At 71.8% G+C, this 19555-nt stretch carries 21 protein-coding genes; 13 read left to right on the forward strand and 8 right to left on the reverse strand.

Going from position 1 to position 19555, the window contains the following annotated elements; genetic code table 11:
- Nucleotides 1–92 precede the first annotated feature (92 nt).
- Complete coding sequence (locus ACFWVC_RS28735) at nt 93–500, forward strand: ArsR/SmtB family transcription factor (protein ID WP_384292995.1); 408 nt, start codon at nt 93–95, stop codon at nt 498–500.
- Nucleotides 497–1135: an SRPBCC family protein gene (locus tag ACFWVC_RS28740; protein ID WP_384293000.1), complete on the forward strand. Its 639-nt coding sequence runs from the start codon at nt 497–499 to the stop codon at nt 1133–1135. The genes ACFWVC_RS28735 and ACFWVC_RS28740 overlap by 4 nt, the downstream gene beginning before the upstream one ends.
- A 13-nt stretch (nt 1136–1148) precedes the next feature.
- On the opposite strand, the gene ACFWVC_RS28745 is transcribed toward ACFWVC_RS28740, so the two are convergent.
- The 3 genes from ACFWVC_RS28745 to ACFWVC_RS28755 form a co-directional block, all read right to left on the reverse strand.
- Complete coding sequence (locus tag ACFWVC_RS28745; RefSeq protein WP_384293005.1) at nt 1149–1511, reverse strand: DUF6204 family protein; 363 nt, start codon at nt 1509–1511, stop codon at nt 1149–1151.
- An 82-nt stretch (nt 1512–1593) separates the two neighbouring features.
- Entirely contained in the window at nt 1594–2085 is a 492-nt protein-coding gene (locus ACFWVC_RS28750; RefSeq protein ID WP_384293011.1) for a DUF2000 domain-containing protein, read from the reverse strand.
- Between the two features lie 190 nt (nt 2086–2275).
- Nucleotides 2276–2758 carry an Lrp/AsnC family transcriptional regulator gene (locus ACFWVC_RS28755; RefSeq protein ID WP_384293018.1) on the reverse strand — a complete coding sequence of 161 codons (483 nt, stop codon included), beginning with the start codon at nt 2756–2758 and terminating at the stop codon, nt 2276–2278.
- A gap of 279 nt (nt 2759–3037) precedes the next feature.
- On the opposite strand from ACFWVC_RS28755, the gene ACFWVC_RS28760 reads away from it, so the two are divergent.
- Nucleotides 3038–3853, forward strand: coding sequence for an SAM-dependent methyltransferase (locus ACFWVC_RS28760; RefSeq protein ID WP_384293024.1), 816 nt, complete (start codon nt 3038–3040; stop codon nt 3851–3853).
- A gap of 89 nt (nt 3854–3942) precedes the next feature.
- Here ACFWVC_RS28760 and ACFWVC_RS28765 read toward each other — a convergent pair whose 3' ends face one another.
- Nucleotides 3943–4851 (reverse strand): helix-turn-helix domain-containing protein, encoded by a 909-nt coding sequence (locus tag ACFWVC_RS28765; RefSeq protein ID WP_384293032.1) that lies wholly within the window; start codon nt 4849–4851, stop codon nt 3943–3945.
- Between the two features lie 161 nt (nt 4852–5012).
- A complete protein-coding gene (locus ACFWVC_RS28770) occupies nt 5013–5249 on the reverse strand; it encodes a DUF397 domain-containing protein (protein ID WP_384293037.1) in 237 nt (78 codons plus the stop codon).
- Nucleotides 5250–5412: 163 nt separating this feature from the next.
- On the opposite strand from ACFWVC_RS28770, the gene ACFWVC_RS28775 reads away from it, so the two are divergent.
- The 3 genes from ACFWVC_RS28775 to asnB all read left to right on the forward strand — a co-directional run bounded on the left by ACFWVC_RS28775 (nt 5413) and on the right by asnB (nt 8841).
- Nucleotides 5413–5871, forward strand: coding sequence for an ATP-binding protein (locus ACFWVC_RS28775; RefSeq protein ID WP_384293042.1), 459 nt, complete (start codon nt 5413–5415; stop codon nt 5869–5871).
- 82 nt (nt 5872–5953) lie between these two features.
- Nucleotides 5954–6820, forward strand: coding sequence for a hypothetical protein (locus ACFWVC_RS28780; RefSeq protein ID WP_384293048.1), 867 nt, complete (start codon nt 5954–5956; stop codon nt 6818–6820).
- A 176-nt stretch (nt 6821–6996) separates the two neighbouring features.
- Complete coding sequence (asnB, locus tag ACFWVC_RS28785; RefSeq protein ID WP_384293053.1) at nt 6997–8841, forward strand: asparagine synthase (glutamine-hydrolyzing); 1845 nt, start codon at nt 6997–6999, stop codon at nt 8839–8841.
- 60 nt (nt 8842–8901) lie between these two features.
- Here asnB and ACFWVC_RS28790 read toward each other — a convergent pair whose 3' ends face one another.
- Nucleotides 8902–10356 (reverse strand): amidohydrolase family protein, encoded by a 1455-nt coding sequence (locus ACFWVC_RS28790; RefSeq protein WP_384293056.1) that lies wholly within the window; start codon nt 10354–10356, stop codon nt 8902–8904.
- Nucleotides 10357–10766: 410 nt separating this feature from the next.
- On the opposite strand from ACFWVC_RS28790, the gene ACFWVC_RS28795 reads away from it, so the two are divergent.
- From ACFWVC_RS28795 to ACFWVC_RS28825, 7 genes are all read left to right on the forward strand, one after another.
- Nucleotides 10767–11588, forward strand: a complete 822-nt coding sequence (locus tag ACFWVC_RS28795) for an IclR family transcriptional regulator C-terminal domain-containing protein (protein WP_384293061.1) — start codon at nt 10767–10769, stop codon at nt 11586–11588.
- A 121-nt stretch (nt 11589–11709) separates the two neighbouring features.
- On the forward strand, nt 11710–12915 hold the full coding sequence (locus ACFWVC_RS28800; protein WP_384293064.1) for a CaiB/BaiF CoA transferase family protein: 1206 nt from the start codon (nt 11710–11712) through the stop codon (nt 12913–12915).
- Entirely contained in the window at nt 12912–13772 is an 861-nt protein-coding gene (locus ACFWVC_RS28805; RefSeq protein WP_384293069.1) for a citryl-CoA lyase, read from the forward strand. Before ACFWVC_RS28800 ends, ACFWVC_RS28805 begins: the two co-directional genes overlap by 4 nt.
- A complete protein-coding gene (locus tag ACFWVC_RS28810; RefSeq protein WP_384293073.1) occupies nt 13765–14628 on the forward strand; it encodes an extradiol ring-cleavage dioxygenase in 864 nt (287 codons plus the stop codon). The genes ACFWVC_RS28805 and ACFWVC_RS28810 overlap by 8 nt, the downstream gene beginning before the upstream one ends.
- On the forward strand, nt 14625–14984 hold the full coding sequence (locus ACFWVC_RS28815) for a hypothetical protein (protein ID WP_384293078.1): 360 nt from the start codon (nt 14625–14627) through the stop codon (nt 14982–14984). The genes ACFWVC_RS28810 and ACFWVC_RS28815 overlap by 4 nt, the downstream gene beginning before the upstream one ends.
- A 2-nt stretch (nt 14985–14986) precedes the next feature.
- Nucleotides 14987–15964: a zinc-binding alcohol dehydrogenase family protein gene (locus ACFWVC_RS28820; RefSeq protein WP_384293196.1), complete on the forward strand. Its 978-nt coding sequence runs from the start codon at nt 14987–14989 to the stop codon at nt 15962–15964.
- A gap of 83 nt (nt 15965–16047) precedes the next feature.
- Entirely contained in the window at nt 16048–16410 is a 363-nt protein-coding gene (locus tag ACFWVC_RS28825; RefSeq protein ID WP_384293083.1) for a hypothetical protein, read from the forward strand.
- Between the two features lie 57 nt (nt 16411–16467).
- On the opposite strand, the gene ACFWVC_RS28830 is transcribed toward ACFWVC_RS28825, so the two are convergent.
- Together ACFWVC_RS28830 and ACFWVC_RS28835 are read right to left on the reverse strand one after the other, a co-directional pair.
- A complete protein-coding gene (locus ACFWVC_RS28830; RefSeq protein WP_384293201.1) occupies nt 16468–17181 on the reverse strand; it encodes an NPP1 family protein in 714 nt (237 codons plus the stop codon).
- Between the two features lie 397 nt (nt 17182–17578).
- A complete protein-coding gene (locus ACFWVC_RS28835) occupies nt 17579–19555 on the reverse strand; it encodes a sigma-70 family RNA polymerase sigma factor (protein WP_384293086.1) in 1977 nt (658 codons plus the stop codon).

Genomic DNA, 19555 nt, shown 5'->3' on the forward strand with positions numbered 1-19555 from the left:
CCGCCCCGGGCCGCCGGCGTTCCCCGGGTTCCTCCCCGTGGGCGATCTATAAGTGATTGCTAATATAAGTGAGTCCTGGCATAGTGCTCCGCGTGCACGCATTCGACGTCCTCGGGGATCCGGTGCGCCGCCGGATACTGGAGCTGCTCGCCGCCGGTGAGCAGCCCTCCGGTGCCATCAGCGACGCGATCCGGGAGGAGTTCGGGATCTCGCAGCCCGCGGTCTCCCAGCATCTGCGGGTGCTGCGGGAGCACGGCTTCGCCGTCGTGCGGGCGGAGGGGACCCGGCGGCTCTACGCCGTGGAAGCGGCCCCGTTGCGCGAGGTCGACGCCTGGCTGGAGCGTTTCCGCGGCTTCTGGGAGCAGCGGCTGGACGCGCTCGGCACGGAACTGGCGCGCGGACGCCGGGAGCGGCGGATCGCCGGGGAACAACAGCAGGGACCAGGGCCGGGGACGGGGCACGCGCCCCGTTCGGGAAAGGATGAGGAAGAGTCACCATGAGCGACATCGTCGACCAGATCAACCGCGTCCACAGGCAGGTCGGTTCCCGGGACGTCTCCGGTGAGGAGGCACGCACGGTCCTGCTCCGCCGCACCTACGACGCGGACATCGCGGACGTCTGGGACGCCTGCACCACCGCAGAGCGCATCCAGCGCTGGTTCCTCCCGGTCACCGGTGACTTGCGCCTCGGCGGCCGCTACCAGCTGCAGGGCAACGCGGGCGGGGAGATCCTGCAGTGCGAGCCCCCGCAAGTGCTCCGCGTCAGCTGGGAGATGGGCGAGGCGCCGGGCTTCAGCGAGGTGGTGGTGCGGCTCACCGAGCAGGACGAGCGGACCGTCCTCGAACTCGAGCACGCCGCGGTCGTCCCGCCCGGCATGTGGGACCAGTTCGGTCCCGGCGCCGTCGGTGTCGGCTGGGACCTCGCGCTCCTCGGTTTCGGCCGCTACCTGGCCGGCGGCTTCATCAGCCCGGAGCAGGCGGTCGAGTTCGCGGAGTCCGACGAGGTACGTGCCTGCACGATTCGCAGCAGCGAGGCGTGGGGCGAGGCCTACGCCGCCTCGGGCGCGCCCCAGCACGTCGTCGCCGCCGTGGTCGCGGCGACGACCGCCTTCTACGTCCCGCCGCGCGAGGCGTAGCCGGGCCGAGCCGTCAGGCGGGCTTCTGTGTGGCCGCCGCGCGGCGCTGCCGCTTGCCGAGGGGCGCCTGGGAGAGGTCCTCGGCCTGGGCGCGGAGGTTCTTGAAGCCGTAGCCGCGTCCGGCCAGCCACGCCCGGGCCGCCTCCTCGGCGCGCTCGGTGGCCTCCAGGATGTCCTCCTCGGCCTCGCCGGAGTCCTGGAAGCGGAAGGTGAACGCGGGGCGGGCGGCGATGTCGTACGTGAGGTGGCCCTCGGGGGTGAAGGCCGCGTGCAGCACGTCGTGCTCCCCGGCGTGGGCCAGGAGTTCGGCGCGCTGCTCGGGGCCGAGTCCGTCGAAGACGCCACGGACGGTGATGCGGAAGACGCGGGTGCTCATGCGCCGACCATAGGCGGCGCGGACGGCTCCGTTCCACCGGGTTTCTGCGGCCCGTCGGCGTGGCGTGGAGTGGCGTGGGCGATCACGACATCAGCGGCAGCCTGCCGACGATCCTGTCGACGCGGTTGCGCGGCCCGACGATGCTCACCGCGTGGTAACCGACGTCCTCGGCCGCGGTCTTGCCCAGGGCGGCCAGATAGTCCGCGTAGACGCGGGTGTGCTGGGCCGCCTCGGGCATGTCGGCGACGAAGGTGCCCGCGGAGGCGTGCGCTTTGGCACGGATCGCGCGGAGGGTGGCGGCGTCGGCGGCCAGGACCGTGCAGCCGGCCCACGGCAGCCCCGGGTGGGTGCCGCCTTCGGCGTCGGCGGCGTCCTCCCCGAGCAGTCCGGTCACGGCGACGGCGGTGGCCGCTCCCGCGCAGACGGCGGCGTTGACGGCGCGTCCCGGCGGCAGGCCGCTGTCGACGACGACGACCCATTTCAGCCGCGCCGCGCGGGTCGGCGCGGTCGGGTCGATCTCCTCCGGCGAGAAGCCGACGGCTCCGGCGTGGGGTGTGGTGTTTCCGGCGGTCATGAGCTGCTCTCCTGCCTCTTCTGCTCGGTGGACCAGGCAGATGCTAGGCAGGCATGTGGCCGCGTGGTGCTCTCGCCGAATATCCTTCGGCCGCTCCCGTACGTCGCGCCCGTCGGCCACCGTTCGTGCGGCATTCCGCCCGCGCGGTGCCCATCCGTACGGCGGCCTCCTCCGGGCCGGCCCGGCCGCCTCAGCGGGTCCGGCGCCGCTCCGGGGCCGCCGGTTCGATGGAGCTGGACCGCACGTGCTCGTACGCCATCGTGGTCTGCACGTCCGCGACCTCGCGGCGTTCGGTGAGCCGGTCGATGACGAAGGCGTACACGCCGTTGACGTCGGGGACCGCGATGTGGATCAGGAAGTCGTGCGCCCCCGAGGTGACGAAAAGGCCGATGGTCTCCGGCAGCCGTGCCGCCCACTCGCGGAACCCCTCGATGACCGGCCGGGCCGGCGGCCGGATGCGCACGGCGATGAGGGCCTGGACCGGGCGCCCCACGGCCTGGAGATCGAGAGCCGCGTGGTAGCCGGTGATGACGCCGCGCTCCCGCAGCGACCGCACCCGCTCCAGCGAGGTCGACGGGGACACCCCCGTCTTGGCGGCCAGGTCCCTGTTGGTCTGCCGGGCGTCGTGCTGCAGCTCCCGGATCAGGGCACGGTCCAGCGCATCAAGTTCCATGAGAGAGACGATAGGCCGCACGAAGTACGGCGGCCACCGGCGCTGCCCGCATGACGGGCGCTGTCGTGCTCCATGGCGCGGGCCGTGGTCCGCACCCCTGCCGAGAAGCGAGGTATGTCGCTCGGCGCACTGGCTGAAAGTGACTCAGAGGCCTTTCCCTCATGAGCAATTCCTGATCCGTAGCGGGAAAACCACAGATCGGCGCCGGGGCTTGCCCATAGAATGGAGATCCGCGATCAACCTCTGCGTTCGGGGCGTGGGGAAGACTGTGAGGGGCCGATGAGCCAGGAACGTGAGCCACTGCCGACCGCGATCGACACCGCGACGCCCAGCGTCGCGCGGATGTACGACTTCCTGCTCGGCGGCAAGGACAACTACGCGGTCGACCGCGAGGCTTCCGAGGAACTGCTCAAGGTCGTGCCCAGCACGAAGGAACTCGCCGTGAACAACCGGCGGTTCCTGCAGCGCGTCGTGGGCGTGCTGGCCCAGGAGTACGGCATCCGGCAGTTCCTCGACCACGGCTCCGGCCTGCCGACGCAGGACAACGTGCACCAGGTCGCGCAGCGCATCGACCCCGCCTCGCGTGTGGTCTACGTCGACAACGACCCGATCGTGCTCGCGCACGGCCGCGCGCTGCTGGAGGAGAACGAGAACACGGCGGTCATCCAGGCCGACTTCCGCGACACCGAGGGCATCTTCGGGCACCCGGAGGTCGAGCGGCTGATCGACTTCAGCGAGCCGGTCGCGGCCCTGTTCGTCTCCGTCATGCACTGCATCACCGACGAGGACGACCCGGCGGGTCTGGTACGGCGGGTCGCGGATCGTCTGGCGCCCGGCAGCTTCCTCGTCGTCTGCCAGCTGGTCAGCGAGGACAAGTCGGTGCGCGACTTCGTCACCGAGTTCATGGACGCCAGCACCCAGGGCAACTGGGGCCGGGTGCGCCAGGAGCACGATGTGGCGGACTTCCTCGACGGACTGCAGATCCTGGAGCCCGGTCTGGTGGAGGTCTCCACTTGGCGCCCCGACACCGACCTGGCGCCTCGTCAGGCCACCCAGGAATGGATCGAGTTCGGCGGCGTCGGCCGCAAGGCCTGACGGATCGTCGGGCCGACCGTGCCGGCACTGTCGGATCCCGGAGGCTTGCCGCCCCGGGACCGGCGGGAGGCCGACGGTGAAGTCCGCGGCTAGAGCAGCTGCTTCACGATGTCGCTCAGGATGGCGGGCGTCCGCGCCGGCGGCTCGGCCTCGGCGCTGAGGCGGTCCATGACGGCCAGGTAGTTGTCGACGTCTTCCTGCTTGTCCAGGTACAGCGAGCTGGTCAGCTGCTCCAGGTAGACGATGTCCGGCAGGTCGGGCTCCAGGAAGCGCAGGATCGTGACCGGTCCGCCCGCCGTGGCGAGGCCGCCGACGCTGAAGGGCGCGATCTGCAGCGTCACGTTCGGCAGCGCGGCCACCTCGATGAGACGTTCCAGCTGACCGCGCATCGCCTCCCGGCCGCCCAGCGTCCGCCGCAGGGCCGCCTCGTCCACGACCGCCCACAGCCGCGGCGCTCCCGGCGCGGTCAGCAACCGCTGGCGTGCCATGCGCAGCGCGACCCGGCGCTCGACCTCGACGCCGGACGCCCGCGGGTGCCCGAGGCGGATCACGGAGCGGGCGTAGTCCTCGGTCTGCAGCAGGCCGGGGATGAACTGCACCTCGTAGGTACGGATGATGGAGGCGGCCTCTTCCAGGCCGACCAGCGTCTCGAACCAGCCGGGCAGGACGTCGCCGTAGCGGTGCCACCAGCCGGGTGTGCTGGCCTGCCGCGCGAGGTTCAGGAAGTCTGCGCGCTCGGTCTCGTCGGTCACCCCGTACAGGGTGAGCAGGTCGGCGACGTCGCGCTCCTTGTATCCGACGCGGCCCAGCTCCAGCCGGCTGATCTTGGCGTGGGAGCCGCGGATCGCCTCGCCGGCGTCCTCGCGGGAGATGTGGGACGCCTCCCGCAGCCTCCGCAACTGGGTGCCCAGCACGATGCGCAGAACCGTGGGGCCGCCTCGCGGGTGCTCCAGGTACTGCTTTATCGACGGTTCGTTGCTCGGCCGCGTCGCGGTCATGCCGACTCCCGTGAGTGACTGGGCAGACAACCAGTCTCCCACCAATGGGCGTGCGAATACAGCCAAATCCCCGGGCGCGCCGCACGCGTTAGCGGACGGCGCGCCCGCGGGGCCGCGCGTCGAAGGGACGGAGGGCAGGTCATCGACGCTTTGAGGGGCCGTCAGCCGGCCATGTCGTCGAAGTCGCCGTCCTTGACGCCGCCGAGGAAGGCCTCGATCTCCGCGCGGGTGTAGATGAGGGCCGGTCCCCCGGGGTGGCGGGAGTTGCGCATCGCGAAGCCGCCGCCCGGCAGCGCGGCGAGCTCCACGCAGTTGCCGCTGGGGTTGCTGCGGCGGCTCTTCCGCCAGACCGCGCCGTCGATGTCGGTGGCCGGGACGCCGTTTTCGAACTCCCGCATGGATACGCCTCCTTGGCGTTCTGCACGTGCATCTGCACGTGCAGACGTACTTACAGTTGCACTTACGACTGTAATTGCAGATGTGCTTGCACCGGTAGGGATCCGACCGGGATAGTGGAGTGCGTAGACACCGCGCCCCCCTCGACGCTCCGCGGAGTACTCGATGACGACTCACCCGGCGACGCCTCTCGACTTCGACCTGCCCGAGGGCCCCGGGACGCGTTTCGCCGCCTGCGGGCTGAGCGGGGATCTCCATGCCGCGGGGGCGGCACGGCAGTTCACCCGGTGCACCCTGAGCGACTGGGGCATGCTGACGGTCGTCGACAACGCGTCGATAGTCGTCTCGGAGATGCTGACCAACGCCGTGCGCTACGGCCTGGAGGACGCGACCTGCGCGCTCTCCGACCGGCCGCTGTGGCTGGGACTGCTGCGGCGCGACACATCCGTGCTGTGCACGGTCGCCGATCCCGGCACCGGAATCCCCGTGCTGAGGGAGCCCGACTGGCTCGCCGAGTCGGGACGGGGGCTCCACATCATCGACTCGCTCAGCGACTCCTGGGGCTGGACGCCGCCCGACGAAGCGGGGAAATCCGTCTGGGCGCTGGTCTCCGCGCGCGGCTGACCGGCGGCCGTGGCTCCGCGGGCCCCCATGCGTGACAGCGGCTCGTATCGCTCTCGTCCGCGCGGCAGTTAACATCGCGGCCATGCCGAGACCCGAGGAGAGCGGCCGTGCCGAGGGGGCGGCCTCCGCCCCGTGGCGCGTCACCGTGGTGGACCATCAACGTACGGGCGGCCGCCCGCCGTACGAGCCCCGTCCTGACGGGCAGCCGCTGGCGTGGCGGGACGACCTGCGCATCCACGGCACGACGGGGGAGATCAGCCGCGTCGACGCCTCGGGTCGCACCCGCTGGACCCACCGCTGCGCCGGCCGGCCCAACGCCGCCCACATCTCCGGCGACCGGGTCCTGGTCACCACGGACTCCGCCGAGTACACGCCCTGGGGCTTCCTCGGCCCGGCCCTGTTGCTCGATCTGGCGGACGGCACACAGATCGCCGAACTGCGCGGGGCACGCGGTGCGGCCCTCCGCGGCGGCCGCTTCCTGCTCGGCCTGGAGGGCTACGACTTCTTCGACACCTGGGAGCACGACCGGGACGGCGACACCGTCGACTCATGGCGCAGCTACGGCCACTACGTGGTCGGCTCCGGCGTGCGTGTCGTCGAGGCCGACCGCACCCACCCCACCGGCAGCCGGGTGGTCCGGCTGCGGCCCGGCGGCGTCATCGAACGCGGCCCGCGACTCACCGACCCGCAGACCTCGCGTCCGGTGGTCCTGGAGGACGGCACCATCGTGGTCCTCGACGCCGGGGTGCTGCGCGCGGTCGACCGCGGGCTGGCCGGCACCGTCCTCGCCGAGCTGCTGCCCGTCGCCCCCGAGCGCGTCTCGGGCCTCATAGCGTCCCTGAGCCGCGACGGCGACCGGATCACCGCGGTCATCGCCGAGCCCCGCCCAGGTCATCCCACCCCGTACACCGTCCACACCTGGACCATCGCCCTGCACTCGCGCGCCTGAAGGCCCCCCCGGGGCGTTTGACGAATGGGCCGCCGCGGCGGAAACTCGGGCATATAGGTGCTTAATACACATCACTCCCAGTGATGGTGCTCCCGGCGCGGTGTCGCCAGGCGGGACACCGGGCCGCGGCGCGACGGCAGGCAAAGGCACGGCACAGCAGAGCCGGAGGCAGACGCATGTGCGGAATCGCGGGATGGGTCTCGTTCGAGCGGGACCTGCGGAACGAGCAGGCCACAGTGGACGCGATGACCGAGACCATGGCCTGTCGCGGGCCGGACGCCCGCGGCACCTGGGTGCAGGGACCGGCCGCGCTCGGACACCGGCGGCTCGCCATCATCGACCTTCCCGGCGGCCGGCAGCCGATGGCGGCGGAGGACCCCGATGGCGGAACGGCGGTCATGGTGTACTCCGGAGAGGCGTACAACTTCACCGAGCTGCGCAAGGAACTCGCCGCACGCGGCCACCGCTTCACCACCACCTCGGACACCGAAGTGGTGCTCCACGGCTACCTGGAGTGGGGCGAGGGCATCGCCGAACGGCTGAACGGCATGTACGCCTTCGCCATCTGGGACAGCCGCGACCAGAAGCTGGTCATGATCCGCGACCGCATGGGCATCAAGCCCTTCTACTACTACCCGACCGACGACGGGGTGCTCTTCGGCTCCGAGCCCAAGGCGATCCTCGCCAACCCGCTCGCCGCGCGCCATGTCACCCTCGACGGTCTGCGCGAGCTGTTCGCGTTCATCAAGACACCCGGCCACGCCGTGTGGGACGGCATGCGAGAGGTCGAACCCGGCACCGTGGTGACCGTCGACCGGGGCGGGCTGCGCACCCATGTGTACTGGTCGCTGCGGACCAGGCGGCACACCGACGACAAGGAGACGTCGATCGCCCGCGTGCGCGAGCTGCTCGACGACATCGTCCGCCGCCAGCTCGTCGCCGACGTACCGCGCTGCACCCTGCTCTCCGGCGGCCTGGACTCCTCGGCGATGACCGCGCTGGCCGCGCGCCAACTGGCCACCGTGGGCGAGACCGTGCGCAGCTTCGCGGTCGACTTCGTCGGCCAGACCGAGCACTTCGTCCCGGACGCGCTGCGCGCCACTCCCGACACACCGTTCGTCCACGACGTCGCCGCCCTGGCCGGAACGGAGCACCAGGACATCGTGCTCGACTCCGATCAGCTCGCCGACCCGGAGGTGCGCGCCCGGGTCATCCGGGCCCGGGACATCCCCGCCGGGCTCGGCGACATGGACAGCTCCCTCTACCTGCTGTTCAAGGCCATTCGGCAGCACTCGACCGTCGCCCTGTCCGGTGAGTCCGCGGACGAGGTGTTCGGCGGTTACCAGCAGTTCTTCGACGAGGAGGCCCGCAAGGCCGACACCTTCCCCTGGCTGGTGCACTTCGCCCAGCAGTTCGGGGACGACGGCAACGTCCTGACCGAGCCCCTGGCCAAGGCCCTGGACCTGGAGGGCTATGTCCACGACGGCTACCGCGAGGCGATGACCGGGGTGCAACGGCTCGACGGCGAGAGCGACTTCGAGTTCCGCATGCGGGGCATCAGCTATCTCCACCTCACCCGCTTCGTGCGCATCCTCCTGGACCGCAAGGACCGGGCCAGCATGGCGGTCGGCCTGGAGGTCCGGGTGCCGTTCTGCGACCACCGGCTGGTGGAGTATGTGTACAACACGCCCTGGGCGCTGAAGTCCTTCGACGGCAGGGAGAAGAGCCTGCTGCGCGAGGCCACCGTGGACCTGCTGCCGCAGTCCGTGTACGACAGGGTCAAGAGCCCCTACCCCTCCACCCAGGACCCGCGGTACGCGGTGGCGCTGCGGGAGAACGGCAAGGACCTGCTCACCAAGCCCTCCCACCCGGTGTTCGACCTGGTCAGCAAGGCCTGGCTGGAACGCGCGGTCAAGGACGACGCCCCGCAGCACACCCAGGCCGCGCGGCACGGACTGGAGCGCGTCCTCGACCTCGCGCTGTGGATGGACATCTACTCGCCCACCGTCGACGTGGCCTGACCCGGCCGCCGGGCCGGTCCCGGTCGGGCCGGTCCCGGTCAGGCGGGTCAGGCCGGGGCGTCACTCGGCGCGGCTGTGCGTGGAGCTGCTGCGGTAGTCCGTGTACTGGTAGGGGTTGTCGAGGATCTTCGTCTCGGGGACGTCGGGGTTCATGCCCTTGGCCCAGCCCTCCTCGCCGAGCTGCGAGCGCAGGTACTCCACCGTCCGCTCGGCCTCGCGGCGCGCGGCCGCGAGGTCGACGCCGACCAGGCGGTGGTCGTGCTTGACGATCCGCCCGTCGACCAGGACGGTGTGCACGTCGCCGCGCTGGGCCTGGAAGGCCACGTGGCCGTAGGGGTTGAGCAGCGGGAACGACACGGGGGAGTGCTCGTTCTTGATCAGGACGAGGTCGGCCTTCTTGCCGGTCTCGATGCTGCCGAGCTCGTGGTCGCGGCCGAGGGTGCGGGCGCCGCCGCGGGTGGCCCAGTCCACGACCTGGTCGGCGCGCAGGCTGACGTGCGTCACGGTCTCGCCCTTGGCGTGGGCCTCGTGGTGCTCACGGGCGCGGTCGGCGCCGAGGGTCGTGCGCATCGCGGAGAAGAGGTCGCCGCTCCACCACACGCTGGTGTCCATGGACAGCGAGACCGGGATGCCGTGGGAGCGGATGGCCCAGGTGGGAGGGTAGCCCTGGCCGGCGCTCTGCTCGCTCTCGGTTGAGACGGATATCGAGCCGCCGGTGGCGGCGATGCGGTGGTACGAGTCCGCGGACAGCGAGGCGGCGTGGACGTAGACCGTGCGGTCGGTCATGAAGCCGTGCTCGTGCATCAGACGGATGCCGTCGTCGCCGGTGGCACCCCACACGCCGGCGTGCGTGGTGACCGGCACACCGAGCTCCCGGGCGGCCTCGAAGGCGGGCTTCTCCGGGAAGGCCGGGTCGCCGGTCACGTCGAAGGCGATCTGGAAGCCGAGCATGTCGTCCCCGGTGATCCGGCGGTTCACGAAGTCGCGGAACTCCGGTGCGGCGGTCCACTCCGCCGGGGGCTGCTGGATGTTGCCGTAGGCGAGCACGAAGCGGCCCGGCACGGACCGCAGTGCGTCCACCGCGGCGTCGGCGTGGTCGACGGTCTGCAGGCCGTGCGACCAGTCCACGACGGTGGTGACGCCGGCGTCGAGGGCTTCGAGGGCGGCCAGCAGGTTGCCCGCGTGGATGTCCTCGGGCCGGAACAGCCGGCCGGACTCCAGGTAGTACCAGACGAAGTACTGGGTCAGCGTCCAGTCGGCACCGTAACCGCGCATGGCGGTCTGCCACATGTGGCGGTGGGTGTCGATCATGCCGGGCATGACGATGCCGCCGGTGGCGTCGACGACGACGGCGCCGTCGGGGGCGGGAAGGTCCGGCCCCACCGCGGCGATCCGGTCGCGGAGGACCAGGACGTCGGTGTCGTGGAGCACCTGCCGCCGGTCGTCCATCGGCAGGACCGTGCCGCCGCGCAGCAGGACGGGCCGTCCGGGCAGGAACTCCGCTTGCTCGTTCATCGTCGAACTCCACTCCTCGCCATCGAGTGCGGCATGGCAGGCAGCCGTCCGCGCCGATCAACGGACTTTCGTCCGTCAAGCGGTCACTTGGAATTTCTGTCACTGTGAGCTCGTGTGTCGGCGGTGTCAAGGAATCTGTCGGCACCTGTTCCGCGGCACCCCTGCGCGCTGTGTCCGTCTGGCGGATCCGTCGTGGAGACCGGTGGGCGGGCGAGCGGATCCGCGCGACGGCCGGCGTGCCGACCGGGGCAGGGTGCGGGTCTGAGCTGGCAGAACAGCGGGATTCCGGCCCGCCGCCCGCGTGGAAGCGGAGCCGAACCCGCGTCCGCCTGCCGGACGATAGGCTGGGCCGCTCACATCGACCGCTCACATCGACCGAGCACCGACCCCGTACGTCAGCTGGAGGCGACATGCCACGCGAGGGCACCGGACCCGACTTCATCGAGGCGCTCGCGCGCGGCCTTGAGGTGATCACGGCCTTCGCGCCGCACCGGCCGGCGATGTCGCTGAGCGAGGTGGCCGCGGCGACGGGCCTGGCGCGGCCGACGGCCAGGCGCATCCTGCTCACCCTCCAGGAACTCGGCTATGTGCGCGCCGCGTCCGGCGGGGGCGGCTTCGTCCTCACGCCCCGGGTGCTCGAACTGGGTGTGGCCTACGTACGGTCGATGGGCCTGTGGGACGTGGCCCGCCCGCACATGGAGGAGTTGTCCGGGCGCACCGGGGAGTCCTGCTCCATCGCGCAGTTGGACGGCCCGGACATCGTCTACGTGGCCCGGGTCGCCGTGCCGAAGATCGTGACGCTGGCCGTGCAGATCGGTACGCGCTTCCCCGCCCTGCAGACCTCGCTGGGCAAGGTGCTGCTGGCGGCGCTGGCGCCCGAGGAGGCGGGCGCCGTGCTCGCCGAGCCGAGCCGGTCCGGGCTGGAGCCGCGCTGGCGGCCCGCTCCCGAGGAGCGCGACGCGGAACTGCGCCAGGTGCGGGCCCGCGGCTGGGCGCTGACCGACGAGCAACTGGCCCGCGGCATCCGGTCGGTGGCGGTGCCGCTGCGCGACGGGACCGGCCGGGTCGTCGCCGCCCTGAACGTCAACACCCACGCCGCCGAGACATCCGTGGAGCACCTGCTCGACCACCATCTCCCGCTGCTGCTCCAGGCCGCGGGGGAGATCAGCGCCGATTTCGCCCGCCTGGAGACCGTGCCGCACGTGACGCACGCCGCGCAGCCGCGCGGATGAGAGGGCGCCGGGCGGCATGCCGCGGGATTCGGGGGCCGGACGGTCTTGACGTCGGCGGCTGACGTGCCAGAATCGCCTTTGCGGACACTCGTCCGTTCAGCGGACATGGAGGCGTGCCCGAATGCCGAACACCCACCTGCCACCTGAGCCGTCGCCGCAGGCAGGGCCCCTGTCCGGTGTACTGGTCGCCGACTTCTCCCGGATCCTGGCCGGGCCCTACGCCTCCATGCTGCTGGCGGACATGGGCGCCGACGTCGTCAAGGTGGAGAGCCCCCAGGGCGACGACACGCGGTCGTGGATGCCCCCGGTGCGGGGCGACGTCTCCACGTACTACCTGGGCGTCAACCGCGGCAAGCGCTCCATCGCCCTGGATCTGCGGGACGAGGACGACGCCGCGGCCGCCCGGGAACTGGCCCGCCGCGCGGATGTGCTGATCGAGAACTTCCGGCCCGGCGGCCTGGAGCGGTTCGGCCTGGACTTCGGTTCGGTGTCCGCCGCCAACCCCGGCGTCGTCTACGCCTCCATCAGCGGCTTCGGCACCGGCCCCGGACGGAACGTGCCGGGCTACGACCTGATGGTCCAGGCGATCTCCGGCCTGATGAGCCTGACCGGCGACCCCGCGGGGCCGCCCTACCGCGCCGGTATCTCCGTGTTCGACGTCATGGCCGGCAACCACGCGGTCATCGGCATCCTCGCGGCGCTGCGCCACCGCGATGCCACCGGGGACGGCCAGCACGTGGAGGTCAACCTGCTGTCCTCGGCGCTCACCGGGCTGGTCAACCACAGCTCCGCCTACGCCGCCGGAGGCGTGGTCCCCTACCGGATGGGCAACGCCCACCCCAGTGTGTTCCCGTACGAGCCGCTGCCCACCGCCGACAACGACCTCATCGTGGCCGCCGCCAACGACGGCCAGTTCCGCAAGCTGTGCGAGGTCCTCGGCATCCCCGAGACCGCCGACGACCCGCGCTTCGCCCGCAACGCCGACCGCACGCGGCGGCGCGAGGAACTGCGCCCTCTGCTGGTCGAGCAGCTTGCCAAGCGCGGCGCCGTCGAGTGGTTCGAGCTGCTGGTCGAGGCCGGTATCCCCAGCGGGCCGATCAACACCATCGACGGCGGGTTCGCCATGGCCGAGCGCTTCGGGCTGGACCCGGTCGTCGAGGTCGGCGAGGGCGACCGTGCGGTGCCCACCACCCGGCACCCGATCCGCTTCTCGCAGACCCCGGCCGGCTACCGGCTACCGCCACCCGAACTGGACGAGCACGGCGCCGAGTTGCGTGCCTGGCTGAGCGGCCCCGCGGACTCCGCCGGCGTCGGGGAGGAGCGGTGACCGGGCCCGCCGGGCAGCCGGAGCGGGCCGGCCGGCCGAGCTACCCCACCGCCCTCGGTGCCTCCTCGACGGAGTCCATCACCCTCCTCGGCCACGACCTGGCGAAGGACGTGATGGGCACGGTCGGCTTCGGCGAACTCGCCTTCTGGCTGGCCACCCAGCGCCGGCCCACGGCGGGGGAGACCCGGGTCTTCGAGGCCGTGCTCGCCGCCCTGGCCGACCACGGCTTCACCCCCACCGCGATCGTCACCCGGCTCACCTACCTGTCGGCCCCGGACTCGGTGCAGGGCGCGCTCGCCGCCGGACTGCTCGGCGGCGGCTCCCGCTTCCTCGGCGTCACCGAGGACTGCGGCCGCTTCCTGCACGACGTCCTGGACACCTTGGACGGCCCACCGCCCACCGACGACGCCGGCTGGGACGCGCTGGCGCTCACCACCGTCCGGGCCCGGCGCGCCGAGGGCCGCTTCATCCCCGGCCTCGGCCACCACGTGCACAAGAACGGCGACCCCCGCACCCCCCGGCTCTTCCGCATCGCCGAGGAGGAAGGGCTGATCGGCCCCCACCTGTCGCTGTTCGCCGCCATCGGCCGGGTCCACCCCGAGGTGCTGCGCAGGACGCTGCCGCTCAACGGGGCAGGGGTGTGCGGTGCCGCGCTCGCCGACCTCGGCCTGCCGCTGCAACTGCTGCGCGGATTCGCCCTGCTGGCCCGAACCGCGGGACTCATCGGGCAGCTCGCCGAGGAGCTGCGCCACCCCGTCGCCAACGAGATCTTCCTGTCCGTGGACCTGAACAACCGGTCCGTGGATCCCGACCCCTACGCACCCGCCGACGAGACCAACGGAGGTCCGCATGGCTGAGCTGGTCGCGGTCATCGCGTCCACCCACCACCCGTTCTACTACCGGGCGAGCAACGCCACCGGAGAGGACCGGCCCCCCTTCGCGGACGAATGGGTGCGCAAGGTGGAGGCGTTCCGCGCGACACTGACCGCCGCGCGGCCCGACGTGCTGGTCATGGTCGGCTCCGACCACTTCCACCAGCTGTGGCTGGACAACATGCCGCAGTTCCTCGTGGGCAAGGCGCCCTTCTACGACGCCAACTTCTACAACGAGGAACGCGAGTTCGGCCTGCCCCGGATGCTGCTGACGGGCCACGAGGACCTCTCCTCGCACGTGCTGCGCGGCGGCCTCGACCTCGGTTTCGACCTCGCCTTCTCCAACGAGATGCGCATCGACCACTCCATCACGTGCCCGATCATCACGCTGCGGCCGGAGAACGACCTGCCGATCGTGCCGATCTACACCAACATCTTCGCCCCGCCGCTGCCGCAGCCCAAGCGCTTCGTACAGCTCGGACGGGCGATACGCGAACTCATCGAGTCCTGGCCGGCCGACCAGCGCGTCGCGGTCATCGGCACCGGCCACCTCTCGCTGGAGCTCGGCGGCCCCCGCCAGTTCGGGCCGCACGGCCCCGACCCGGAGTTCGACCGCAGGGCCGTGGAGTGGATCGCGTCCGGGGACATCGAGGGCTGCCTCGCCGAGGTCACCCTCGACAGCCTGCACCTGCCGGGGAACGCCACCCACGGCTTCATGGACTTCATGCTGATGATGGGCGTCGCAGGTGAGGGCCGGAAGGCCGACTACACCGACACGTTCGACCTGTTCCACACCATGGAGGCCTACTTCACCTGGTACCCGCGCGGAGGCCGCTCGTGAGCAAGTACCTGCTGAACAAGTTCCTGTACACCGTCGACCGCGACCCCGAGCTCCTGGAGCGCTACCGCGAGGAGCCGGCGGCCACCGTGCGGATGTGGGAGGACGAGTACGCCAACCGCATCCTCAACTGCCTGCACGGCGAGGCCTCGACATGGCTGAGCTTCGACGACACCGAGCGCGAGGCCCTGTCCACCCACGACTACCCGAAGCTGTTCGAGCTGGGGGCCCACCCCTTCCTCACGATCACGCTCTTCATCGGGCTGTTCGAACGCGACCACGGGCCGCTGGAGTTCCAGAAGGAGTACGCCCGCCGGCTGTCGCACATGTCGCTGCCCTACCCCGACATCACCACGTGACGATGCGGGCGACGGAGATCGCCGAGCCCGGCCGGCCACCCCGTGTGGCCGACCGGGAGCCGCCCCTGCCGGGGCAGGGCGAGGTCCTGGTCGAGGTGCACGCCGCGCCCCTGACGCCGCTTGACCTGCTGTGCGCGAGCGGCACCTCGTACTTCGGCCGGCCGCGCACCCCGTACGTGCCCGGCGTCCAGGGCGTCGGCCTGTACCAAGGCCGCACGGTCTGGTTCCCGACGGCGGCGGGCATGGCGCCCGGCGACGGCAGCATGGCCCAGCTTGTGGCCGTGCCCGAGGAGGCGCTGGTCGAACTGCCGCCCGGCGCCGACCCCGTGGCGGTCGCCGCCCTGGGCCTGTCCGCGGTCGCCGCGCACATGGCGCTGACGTGGCGCGGCGAACTGGTGGCGGGGGAGCAGGTGGTCGTCCTCGGCGCGGGGGGCACGGTCGGGCAGGCCGCGGTGCAACTGGCCCGCGTCGCCGGCGCCCGGCGCGTCGTGGCCGCCGCCCGCTCCGAGGCCGCACGGCGGCGCGCCCACGCCGCGGGCGCCGACGCCGTCGTCCCTCTCGACACCGATGACGTGGGCGAACTGGCCGCCCGCATCGCCGCCGCGGCGGACGGACCCGTGGACCTGGTCATCGACCCGCTCTACGGCCCCCCGGCCGCGGCGGCCGCCCGTACCCTCCGCACCGGCGGACGCCTGGTCAACCTCGGCAGCTCCGCCGCCGAGACCTGCCCGCTCGACTCCGGCACGCTGCGCAGCCGCTCCCTGCGCGTCCTGGGCTACACCAACAACGAGCTCTCCCCGGCTCGTCGGGCCGCCTCCCTGGCCGAGATCGCCCGCCGCTCCGCCGAGGGCGGGCTTTCCGTCGCCCACGAACGTGTCCCGCTCGACGCCCTTCCCGACGCGTGGCGCCGCCAGGCGGCGGGCACGGCGAACGGCCGCGTCGTCCTGCTCCCGCAGGAGCCGGCGCCGGCCGGCACCTGACCGCGCCGGGCCCGTCGCCGGAACCGGGATCAGGACCGCGGCGTCCAACGGCCATGAGACCCGGAATCGCGTATCTCGCCCTTATGACAGCACTCTCCGCCGCGGTACTCACCGGCTGCACCGGCGACGAGGAACAGCCGCGCCGTACCGCCGCCCCGGAACCGGCGGTCACGGTGACCGGCCGAGCCACGCCGCGGGCCATGCCGTACGAGCTCTACACCCATTGCGGCATCGACGACATCCGCATCGGCTCGACGTGGTTCGAGGCGGTCCACCCCCTCTCGGACGGCTCCGACAACCCGCCCGCGGGCTGGGACAACCCCACGCAGCGCGGCACGATGACCCTGCTCTCGCCGGCCGAGGCGGTGTTCACCGACGCTGCGGGGCACGAGGTGCGGTTCCGGGCACGGCCGGGCGCGACGGGCCCCAAGCGCGTCTGTGAATGAGGCGGCCCGCGGCCCACGACGGCGCCCCGGGGCGGGGCGCCGTCCATGGGGGCGGGATCAGGCGTTGGGGTCGAAGGGGATGCCGGCGGGCTTGGAGTTGGCGAGGGTGGAGTTGAAGCGGGCGTCGTTGATCTTGATGGTGGCCGAGCCGAAGTCCGCGTTCATGAGCTTGTCGCGGAAGCCCGCCGGGTAGCCCGCCCAGCCGACGAGACGGGGGTAGAACCAGCCGCCGGTGGCGTTCTCCGGGGGCTCGTCGTTGGTGTTGGCGAAGCGGAAGCAGTGGGTCGAGGCACCGTCCTTGTGGTACACGATCTTGGGGTGGGTGCCGTCGAAGCGGATCGCGGAGCGTGCGGCGATCTGGTAGCCGGAGTGCTGGGACGCCGAGACGTACTCGACCTGGTTGTTGTGGATCCAGACCACGACGTGCTCCCAGTCGTGGGTGTGGCCGATGGCCGCCGGGCCGAGCGTGGCCTGGTCCTTCTCGAAGTAGCTGGCGTACACCACGGCGCACCAGTCGTTGTTGCACTTCTCGCGCGAGTACGTGTTGGCGTTGGCCAGCTGGGCGTAGTCGTGGCAGTGCCCGTTGACGTCCCCGCCCAGCTTCAGGCCGGGGTTGAGGGTGCCGTCGGCGCTGATGGCGGCGGTGGTGTAGCAGCCGTCCTTGTCGTAGTCGTAGGCCGGAGAGAAGGACTGCTCCAGGCCGTCGGCGTTCTGGGGCAGGAGCGTCAGAACGGAGGCGTTCGCCTCGGTGGGGAAGGCCAGGACCGCCATCGCGCCCAGCGCGGTCGCGACGGCGCCCAGACGGAGACGACCGGGGCGCCGGGTACGGGACGCCGTTTCAGCGGGATTGTTTTTCGCCGACCTCAGGCTGCGCACGAGAACTCCTCGACATAAAAGGGGGCAAGGGTTCTTTTTGAGAACTCCCTGCCCGAGGACTGACGGCTTCGCGCGACGAAGGTTTCCGGCGTGCCGGAAGGCCGGAGTGGTCATCTCCGGCCGTGTCTCCGCCTGTTGATGCGTCGACAAGTTATCCGAGGCCGATCCGGCGGCGCAAGCACGCAATTCCGGATCGGCATTCCCGACATGTCCCGGCCTTTGGTGAGGGGACGACAGAGGGAAGAGGCCGGGAAATTAAATACGGCTGTGAATCAACCGACGGCCCGGGGCATTATGAGTGTGCCGCCTGGAAAGCCCGGCCCGCGGCCGTCGCCGTCGTGCCGTTGGTGAACAGGCCGCTGCTCGGGGCGGAGGCGTCGGCCCCGAGCCCGAACCACGCGTAGCGCTGGAGGTACGGCAGGCCCTCCAGAGCCTTGGTGGAGGCCGTGACGAAGGCCGCCTGCTGGTCGGCGGAGGGGAAGCGGGTGCCCTGGGAGAAGTCGATCAGGGCGTACTCGGTGAGCCAGATCGGCTTGTGGTAGCGCTGGTACACCGCGTTCAGATAGGACTTCAGCTGCCCGACCGCCTCCGCGGTGCGGAAGTCGCCGCCGTACCAGTGCAGCGTGATGAAGTCGACGCGGTAACCCTTCGCCTTCGCCCCCGACATGAAGCGGTCCAGCCAGCCGCCGGGGGTGTCGCCGCCGTAGGCGACCGCGGGGCTGCCGAGGACCTTGCCGGCGTCCATGAGCTGCGGCCACAGGGAAAGGGCCTGCTCCACCGTCATGTTCGACTGCTGTGCCATGTCCGGCTCGTTGAAGCCCAGCAGGTAGGGGCCCTGGGACTTCGCCTGGGAGAGGTTCTGCGGTGTGACGGAGTCGCGGCCCCAGATCATCGGGACGAATCCGGCGGAGGGCGGGCTCGTCACCTCGGAGTGGGCCGTGGACCAGGTGTAGTACCAGCTCGCGCCGGACGCGGCGAGCGCCTTGCTCACACCTGGGAAGGTCCACACCCCCACGCCCTTCTTGGACGTCGAGGCGATGTTCACCGCGGGCGGGGCGGCGGGTGCCTTGTGCGTGGGCTTGGGCGTGGCCTTCCGCTTCGCCGGTGACTTCGACGCGCTGGGGGAGGGAGACGGGCTCGTCGAGCGGGCCGAGGGGTGCGGCGAGGCGGTGTGCGTGGCGGCGGAGACGGACGGGAGGGGCAGCGCGGCTTTCCCGGGGCTGTCCGAAGAGCCCGCCGTGAGCCCGGCGGCCAGCAGCGCCACGGTGACCACGGCCGCGACCGCGGCCCCCGAGACGACCGGCGTGCTGAACACGCGCGACCCGGGCCGTGCGGCCCGGTGCGAATGCCGCGCCCGGCCGGCCGCCCTGTGCCCCGCGGAGTTCCCGGAACCGCCTGAGCTCCCCGAACCGCCGGAGGACCCCGGTCCACCGGGTCCCGCGGCCGTCCCCGCCTCGCGCGCCACGGCCGCGACCACCCGGGCCGGGTCGAGCGCCGGGGGCACCGCCAGCAGCGGCAGCCCGCTCAGCAGGCGGTCCATCGGGTACAGCCCCTCCTCCATCCCGCCGCACACCGGGCACCCGCGTACGTGCCGCGCGAAGCGCTTGCGCCACAGCGGGCTCGGCGCGCCGTCCCAGTTGTCGGCCGGCGCCTGGAGCCCGGCGCAGCGGGGCGTGGCGTTCAGGGCCCGCACCACCACGCGGGCCGCCTCCATCTGCTTCTTCATGCGCTGCACGCGCACGGCGGCGTGCCGGTCCGACAGGCCCAGCGCCGAGGCGAGCTCGGGCCGGTCCAGCTCGCCGCTCTCCTCCAGCCACCACAGCGACAGCAGTTCCCGGTCGTCCTCGTCGAGCCACCGGGTGGCCTCGGCGACCTCGCGGCGCTGTTCGGTCAGGCCCAGCCGCAGGATCGTCAGCCCGGCGAAGTCGAGGCCGGGGTCGGGTATCTGCTCGGCGGCCTCCAGGTCCGCGCTGCGGTCCCGGGCCGTCGCGCGCAGCCGCGCGTGATCGCGGACCTGCCGGATCGTGATCGCCACCAGCCAGGAGCGGAACGCCCCCGGGTCCCGCAGCTCCGCCAGCCCCCGCACCATGCGCAACAGCGTCTCCTGTACGACGTCGTCGACGTCGGCGTGGCCGTTCAGCGCCCGGCCGACGATGTTGTAGACGAGCGGCAGGCACTCGGCCACCAGCTGGTCCAGCGCCTGCCGGTCGCCCGCGCGTGCCGCCACCACCACCCCGGCGCCGGGTCCGCTCCGGTGGGTCTTGCGCAT

This window comes from Streptomyces sp. NPDC058691 (genome assembly GCF_042714775.1).
Lineage (GTDB): Bacteria > Actinomycetota > Actinomycetes > Streptomycetales > Streptomycetaceae > Actinacidiphila.

What these genes read in the sequence shown, in the direction of transcription:
- ACFWVC_RS28740 (WP_384293000.1), top strand. Translation starts at nt 497, where the DNA reads ATGAGCGACATCGTCGACCAGATCAACCGCGTCCACAGGCAGGTCGGT.
- ACFWVC_RS28745 (WP_384293005.1), bottom strand. Translation starts at nt 1,511, where the DNA reads ATGAGCACCCGCGTCTTCCGCATCACCGTCCGTGGCGTCTTCGACGGA.
- ACFWVC_RS28750 (WP_384293011.1), bottom strand. Translation starts at nt 2,085, where the DNA reads ATGACCGCCGGAAACACCACACCCCACGCCGGAGCCGTCGGCTTCTCG.
- ACFWVC_RS28755 (WP_384293018.1), bottom strand. Translation starts at nt 2,758, where the DNA reads ATGGAACTTGATGCGCTGGACCGTGCCCTGATCCGGGAGCTGCAGCAC.
- ACFWVC_RS28760 (WP_384293024.1), top strand. Translation starts at nt 3,038, where the DNA reads ATGAGCCAGGAACGTGAGCCACTGCCGACCGCGATCGACACCGCGACG.
- ACFWVC_RS28765 (WP_384293032.1), bottom strand. Translation starts at nt 4,851, where the DNA reads ATGACCGCGACGCGGCCGAGCAACGAACCGTCGATAAAGCAGTACCTG.
- ACFWVC_RS28770 (WP_384293037.1), bottom strand. Translation starts at nt 5,249, where the DNA reads ATGCGGGAGTTCGAAAACGGCGTCCCGGCCACCGACATCGACGGCGCG.
- ACFWVC_RS28775 (WP_384293042.1), top strand. Translation starts at nt 5,413, where the DNA reads ATGACGACTCACCCGGCGACGCCTCTCGACTTCGACCTGCCCGAGGGC.
- ACFWVC_RS28780 (WP_384293048.1), top strand. Translation starts at nt 5,954, where the DNA reads ATGCCGAGACCCGAGGAGAGCGGCCGTGCCGAGGGGGCGGCCTCCGCC.
- asnB (WP_384293053.1), top strand. Translation starts at nt 6,997, where the DNA reads ATGTGCGGAATCGCGGGATGGGTCTCGTTCGAGCGGGACCTGCGGAAC.
- ACFWVC_RS28790 (WP_384293056.1), bottom strand. Translation starts at nt 10,356, where the DNA reads ATGAACGAGCAAGCGGAGTTCCTGCCCGGACGGCCCGTCCTGCTGCGC.
- ACFWVC_RS28795 (WP_384293061.1), top strand. Translation starts at nt 10,767, where the DNA reads ATGCCACGCGAGGGCACCGGACCCGACTTCATCGAGGCGCTCGCGCGC.
- ACFWVC_RS28800 (WP_384293064.1), top strand. Translation starts at nt 11,710, where the DNA reads ATGCCGAACACCCACCTGCCACCTGAGCCGTCGCCGCAGGCAGGGCCC.
- ACFWVC_RS28810 (WP_384293073.1), top strand. Translation starts at nt 13,765, where the DNA reads ATGGCTGAGCTGGTCGCGGTCATCGCGTCCACCCACCACCCGTTCTAC.
- ACFWVC_RS28820 (WP_384293196.1), top strand. Translation starts at nt 14,987, where the DNA reads ATGCGGGCGACGGAGATCGCCGAGCCCGGCCGGCCACCCCGTGTGGCC.
- ACFWVC_RS28825 (WP_384293083.1), top strand. Translation starts at nt 16,048, where the DNA reads ATGACAGCACTCTCCGCCGCGGTACTCACCGGCTGCACCGGCGACGAG.
- ACFWVC_RS28830 (WP_384293201.1), bottom strand. Translation starts at nt 17,181, where the DNA reads ATGGCGGTCCTGGCCTTCCCCACCGAGGCGAACGCCTCCGTTCTGACG.
- ACFWVC_RS28835 (WP_384293086.1), bottom strand. Translation starts at nt 19,555, where the DNA reads ATGCGCAAGACCCACCGGAGCGGACCCGGCGCCGGGGTGGTGGTGGCG.